Annotated in this window: 5 protein-coding genes; 2 read left to right on the plus strand and 3 right to left on the minus strand. The window is 34.4% G+C overall.

Annotated elements, in window-relative coordinates:
- Positions 1 to 236: 236 nt before the first annotated feature.
- Together G4D61_RS17670 and G4D61_RS17675 are read right to left on the minus strand one after the other, a co-directional pair.
- Positions 237 to 521 carry a DUF5316 family protein gene (locus G4D61_RS17670; protein ID WP_163174621.1) on the minus strand — a complete coding sequence of 95 codons (285 nt, stop codon included), beginning with the start codon at positions 519 to 521 and terminating at the stop codon, positions 237 to 239.
- A gap of 96 nt (positions 522 to 617) precedes the next feature.
- Positions 618 to 1,451, minus strand: coding sequence for a DUF4057 domain-containing protein (locus G4D61_RS17675; protein ID WP_163174623.1), 834 nt, complete (start codon positions 1,449 to 1,451; stop codon positions 618 to 620).
- 702 nt (positions 1,452 to 2,153) lie between these two features.
- Here G4D61_RS17675 and G4D61_RS17680 point away from each other — a divergent pair.
- A complete protein-coding gene (locus tag G4D61_RS17680) occupies positions 2,154 to 2,969 on the plus strand; it encodes a helix-turn-helix domain-containing protein (RefSeq protein WP_163174625.1) in 816 nt (271 codons plus the stop codon).
- A 598-nt stretch (positions 2,970 to 3,567) separates the two neighbouring features.
- Here G4D61_RS17680 and mobV read toward each other — a convergent pair.
- Positions 3,568 to 4,968, minus strand: coding sequence for a MobV family relaxase (gene mobV, locus G4D61_RS17685; protein ID WP_163174627.1), 1,401 nt, complete (start codon positions 4,966 to 4,968; stop codon positions 3,568 to 3,570).
- A gap of 631 nt (positions 4,969 to 5,599) precedes the next feature.
- Here mobV and G4D61_RS17690 point away from each other — a divergent pair.
- Positions 5,600 to 6,001 (plus strand): hypothetical protein, encoded by a 402-nt coding sequence (locus G4D61_RS17690; protein WP_163174629.1) that lies wholly within the window; start codon positions 5,600 to 5,602, stop codon positions 5,999 to 6,001.
- Positions 6,002 to 6,094 lie beyond the last annotated feature (93 nt).

Raw genomic sequence — 6,094 nt, forward strand, 5'->3', positions numbered from 1 at the left:
CTTTTAGCTTACCCATACCTTATTTTTTATCATGATACCGATCGTTACTGCATTAATGGCTAAAGTCAAAACCGACAATCCAACTACAGCAAAAGTCAATGTCCTCACTCCTCGTGATATTTGCAAACCCATATTCATTTCGTCATAAATATAAAAATAATACTAATCGTGTTCTTGAATTTTGCTTACCACAATCACTCATCCTCCACGATTTAGCTCTTATAAGACTTATTACGCTATAGTAAATATCGAGAGACAATAAATCCGATAATGCTCGGAATTGATAAAATAATTAAGTTTCTTGAAAAATTTATTCTCCAATTTCTATCTTCTTTTGTTTCATTAGATGTATTTGCCCTAATCCGGTCTCCACTCACTCCAAAACCCGATACAAGCACAGCTAAGATTATAATAACGAGCGAAACTATAAAAAATATTTGACTTACACTAAATTTAATTGCGATGCCAATTATAGAAATAATAAGAGCTATTATGACACCAGCTATAAATGATCTAACCATAAATTTACTTCCTCCATCCAAGGACTATTTTAGGGGTTGAAATATATTATAACTAAAAAACAGCAAAAATTGAGGCGTATGCCTCAATTTTTGCTGTTAGCTTCCTAAGTTATTTGTAAAACTTAAACTCCAGGATTTACTACCAGATTTTTTAATTTTAACATACGAAGTACAACCTACAGCAGATCCTCCAACTGAAAATGAACCGTTAGCAACAACAGGCTTCCAAGATGATGGTACTGTGTAAGAAAAGGTTGTGCCTTTGGGATACTTAGTAGATACTTGACCAGTAACAACTCCACCCTTCCAATAACTCCAACCATTTTGTCCATATGTTACTTTCATGCCTGAAAGACTATATCTATTGTCAGTTACCTTCCATCCACCTTTTACTTTTGACATGTCCCAATGTTTTGAGCCCCTCGGATCAGTTTTGTTGTCATAATAGACAGTTGAATATGCTTTTACCCCAATAGTCGAATCCCATTTTGAGTCGGATTTAGAAGCATCTACTGACATTCTAATTAGATTATTTTTTGGAGCAATAGTATTTGTCTTAACCGTTTGTGTAGGAGCTACTTCCATTGTAGTAACTGCATATGTCTTGATTTTTGTACCATCTGCTTCTTGTTTTACAGTTAATAATTGAGCTGTTTGGTACTTATGAAAGTTCAATTCATTATTGTTGCTTTTCTCTTTTAAGGAAAGAGAAGATTTAGTACTTAAGCTTTTCTCGCTAGAAAAACTTAAGTCGCTTATCCCCTTTTGAGCTCTTTCATATAACTTATTTAGATCTGTAATCTCTTGATGGCTTTCAATAGTTTTTGCTTTTTGATTATCATTATTAGCTGCAAAGACATTAGTATGAGTTCCTGAAAATAATATTGCGGCTCCCAAAGCTGGCACTGTTAACATTTTCAAAACCTTCAACAATAACTCCCCCTATCTATGCTCTTGTAAGTCTATTGGAATAGTAAATTATCCCAATGAAAAAAATAGTACCATTTTTTTCATTGGGAAGTCTATCATTTTTTTGAATATTACGTTTTGTCTATCCATTTAAAAAAATAAAAAAGAGTCTTGGCCGTATAAGTGATGCTGGAACATCCTTAGAAATTCAATTTAAAGGTTAAAACATTCGGTCTAACAAAAAAGGTCGTATGAGCTTAAAAATAACCAATATAGCTTTTTCAGCTTTCAATATAATACGAATTTAGTTGAAAGCTAAAATTTAAGGAATGTATTTTCGCATAGTTTTTGCATAGCAAGATTAGAAAAATGCATAGCATTCGCGCATTTAGATTTATTAATTATCATTTTTCTTACTGTTTGAAGTTGTCTATCAGACAATCTAGTATTATACTAAAAATAACTATAAGATCGGAAAATAAAAAAGAGTCTTGGCCGTATAAGTGATGCTGGAACATCCTTATACCGTCCGTCGTGCCGACACACGACAAACACTTGCTCAAGACTCTTGAAACTACTTTTTTATATACCCATATTAAGGCATATAAAAGGGAATTTCAAGAGGAAAACTTTGTCTAGTTATGAAGAGCGTTGTTTGTCGTACACATTTTTTACGACAGACAATGCTCTTTTTCGTTTTCCTTAAAAAGGAGAAGACTAGACATGAGAAAAAAAGCAATTACACTCATTGCAAGTGAAGAAACATATAAAAATTTATCAACATTTGAAACGATTGATCAACTAAACGAAACTGTACGTACATACAAAGAAATGCTTTCAACTGAATTGAACAAAACGTGTGTAGCTGTATTAGATCTATTACATCGCTACAGTGCTAAGTATACAGGAGTTAGTTTTCTTCGTAAGAATCAAATTGGAGAATTAATCGGTAAAAGCCGTAGAACGATTATACGTGCTTGCAAAAAACTAGAAGAGCTAGGTATCATTCGTCAATATGAAATGAAACGTAATTCTGATATGCAGCAAACATCAAACGCTATTGTAATTCAACCTTTAGAAGAAGTTTTTGGATCCAATCATCAAAATGTCACACAAGAGGAGATTGAAAATCCCATTGTATCAAGCAGTAAAAAAATGGAAATGTCACACCAAGAAAACAATTTATATTCTTTAAAACAAAATATTATAAATAAACGTTATAACGGTGATGAAACAGAATTTACATCAAATCGTGTTCCAAAGAAATTTAAAGACCTTGCCTCAAATTTTTATGATTCTGCAAATACCATTGAAGAATTGTGGAAAGTTGTAAAATGTGCAACAAGCAAACTTGATTATACTTTTTCTGAAATCACTGATATGGCTTGTGATAGCTTTAGACAACTTGTAAGACAAATCAAAAAAAATCGTATTCGTAAAAATATTTATGCTTGCTATTGGGGTATTGTCAATAACATATTAGATCAAATGTTTTATGAAGAGCGTTACGAACTTGAAAAGGAATTAGGAGTTATTTAATTAAATTAAATTAAATTACATTACATAAACTAAAATACTGTGATTATCTGGTAAAATTGAAGTTACCACGGGGTTGTATGAGCTTAAAAACAACCAATACAGCTTTTTTAGCTTTCAACATAATGCGGATTTAGTTGAAAGCTAAAATTTAAGGAATGTATTTTCGCATAGTTTTTGCATAGCAAGATTAGAAAAATGCATAGCATTCGCATAGTATTTTTATTTTTACACTATCATACTAACATCAGGCTCTGCTTGATCTACACGTCCAGTGATAGCATGTTTACCTTATGCTCTTGCAGTTGGGATGGCAAAAATATGCAGGATTTTATGCAAAAACATATGTACAAAATGGTAATCAGATGTCCCCAAAACGCTTTAATATCAACAATGTATAAAATAGTGCATATTGATTTTGCAAGCATTAATTAACAAATATTGATATGAAGCCGTTAAAGGGATTTATCAGTTTACCATAATGTATATTATCGGAAGTTGAGTTAGTATTTTTATGCAAATAACCATAATGCTTGCTATTCCTTTTTATAGCTTTTGCTGCAATATCAAATGTATGACAATCTATAGGAGATTGCTAGAACTAGCGCTCCATCTCCCAATCATCAGCCCTAGATTTCTGTTTTCTTGATAGTTCGGATTTCTTTCCCTCCATATCAACTTGAATCTGCTTCTGCTCCTTCTCTTGTTGAATCAGCTTGTTGACTAACGGTACAATCTTCATTCGTTGGGCTAAATCATTTACCAAATCAAAGGCTTGTTTACGCATATCTCGAATAAATTCAGCACACCGCATAATTGTTTTTTCCAAGCTATTTATATGTTCTTCTTGTTCCTCAATGATTTTATCCTTTGCTTGAATAATCTTGTCCCTTTCTTGGATCTCCTTTTGCGCTTTTTGAAGTTCAGTTGCAGGTACAAAGTATTCATTCTGAATTGGCAATGCCTTCGTGACCCTTTCCAGTTCACTTGCAAGCAAATTTCTATTGTTTTTCACCCTATAATATTTTTCTGCGAGATGATTAAAGTTATCTATCAATCTTTCATGAATTTCTTGATATTTTCGTTGGCTATTCAACATTTTGTTGTACTCATCTACGTCTATTTTTAGTGCCCGTCCCCGTAATTTCTCCACTTTAAATTTAGGTTCATAAATCGGTTCTACCTTATTTGCACGGTACAACTTCGGGGGATTCTTTGATTTTACTTCTGAGGCCAATTTTTCTACACGCTGCGTATGTTCTTTGATCAACTCTTTTTTTCGCTTTATTTCGCTTTCTAAGGCGTTATTCGCTTCCTTAAGGGTTTTAACTCGTTCTTGAATGTTGTCGTGAAAATCGGCAATTTGAGAAGCCTTAGAAACAATCTTTTTCGTTTCTTCTTTCAATTTTTTGGCTTCTTCTTTAGCTTCCTTGTATTCAGGAACAGATAAATGCTTACGTTCAGATTCCTCTTTACCCCGTTGAATCTCAAAACCTTTTTCCTGCAAATGTTTTGGGAGTTCTTCCTGAATCGCCCTTAACTCCTGACGATTAAATACAGTCTTAGCTGAAAGTTTACCATCACGCATAGGAACGACTCCTAAGTGCATATGAGGTGTCCGTTCATCTAAATGGACCTGCGCATAGGCAATATTTTGTTGACCATAGCGTTCTTTGAACCAATTGGTCGCTTCCTGGAAGAAGCGATCCCTTTCTTCAGGATTCATATCTTTAAAGAAAGCTTTATCACTGGTAATAATCCACTCGTTAACCAATACTGCATCAGACCGAATTGCCCGATTCCCTTCTTTTTGGGATTCAATAATCTCCTTCACAACATCCGCATATTTCCCTTGGCGATTCATCAAATCGTAATTCAGGTACGACAGTTCCCCGTCAATATCTTCGTTACTATGATTCTTATAAATCCGTTTATTATGTCTCTCAATTCCTGCTAGATTATTGGCTTTCATCTTCTGCATTCGAGCCGCCAACATACTCATTTTTGACCACCACGCTCCGACCAAAATTCGGCACTACTTCCATGTAAAGTATAACCCACTATACTTTACTAGGTAAAGTGTGGGCTCTGCGAGGCTCTTTCGGCTATCGCCGAAGCACGCCTCAGCGTGCAAAAAACCTTGGGCTTTGCCCAAACCCACAAGGGGATGAATCCCCTTGACCCCATATAAAAACTCCCCCAACCCCCTCAATTTTGAGGGGGCTCCCTCGCCGGTTGGCAGGTCGAACCGAAAAGGTTCGACAATGCCAAGAGGGTGTAAATCATGCGCTCGTGTCAACTCCTTAAATTCTCCCTCGTTCGTTCCTCACTCAGTCCGATTTACCGTTGACACTTCCCCATAATTTGTAATCAAAAATAAAAGGTGCTATAACTGATTACAGAGATTGTGCCTTTTCCATATCTTTTTAACTTCGTAGATATGGAAAAAAAGCAATTCCTTATAATAGGAATTGCTTTTTTTATTTATAAAACTAATTTTGACCCCTGTTCTGAGAGAGAACCCCCCCCAAAAATGTAACTATAAATTCAAAAAAATCCAACGAATGCGCTTACAGAAGGTGTATAATGATATTATTGGATAAATTTACATTATTTGGGGGAGGTCCAACAAAATGAAGAAATCTATTCCAGTATTTTTAGCAATGGTGTTAGTAAGTATTATTGTTTTGAATCCAGTTACAAGTGAAGCTGCTGCTACCAGGTATCATCATGACCACCCAGGATATACTTGTTATAAAATAACGAGTTATATGTCTCCATCTAAAGTGAAAAAAATAGCAAAACAAGCAAATCAAATAAGTACGGCTTCAGATTGGGCAGCTGCATTAGGAGGATCTTACAAGGGATGGATAGGTGCTCTATCGTATGTTTATGGACAAAGTGTAAAAGCACAAATGAAACCTTTTCTTTCAGCAGCTAAAAAAGGTAAAGGTGTAGAATACAGTTATATTAATCATACAAGTAATTATACAACCGATTCGTATAATACAAATAAAACGTTTAAAATTAAATAAAAGGAGGTGCAAGAATGAATAAAAAAAATATCATTGCAACATTAATTTACTTAGCGATTGCAGTATATTTAGTTCTAGCTAGCCCCTTTGATC

The sequence above is a fragment of the Heyndrickxia ginsengihumi genome (genome assembly GCF_011008565.1).
GTDB classification, from domain to species: Bacteria; Bacillota; Bacilli; order Bacillales; family Bacillaceae_C; genus Weizmannia; species Weizmannia ginsengihumi.

Bases quoted from the DNA above. Each gene is read 5' to 3' on its own strand.
- G4D61_RS17670 (WP_163174621.1), bottom strand. From the start codon at position 521: ATGGTTAGATCATTTATAGCTGGTGTCATAATAGCTCTTATTATTTCT.
- G4D61_RS17680 (WP_163174625.1), top strand. From the start codon at position 2,154: ATGAGAAAAAAAGCAATTACACTCATTGCAAGTGAAGAAACATATAAA.
- mobV (WP_163174627.1), bottom strand. From the start codon at position 4,968: ATGAGTATGTTGGCGGCTCGAATGCAGAAGATGAAAGCCAATAATCTA.
- G4D61_RS17690 (WP_163174629.1), top strand. From the start codon at position 5,600: ATGAAGAAATCTATTCCAGTATTTTTAGCAATGGTGTTAGTAAGTATT.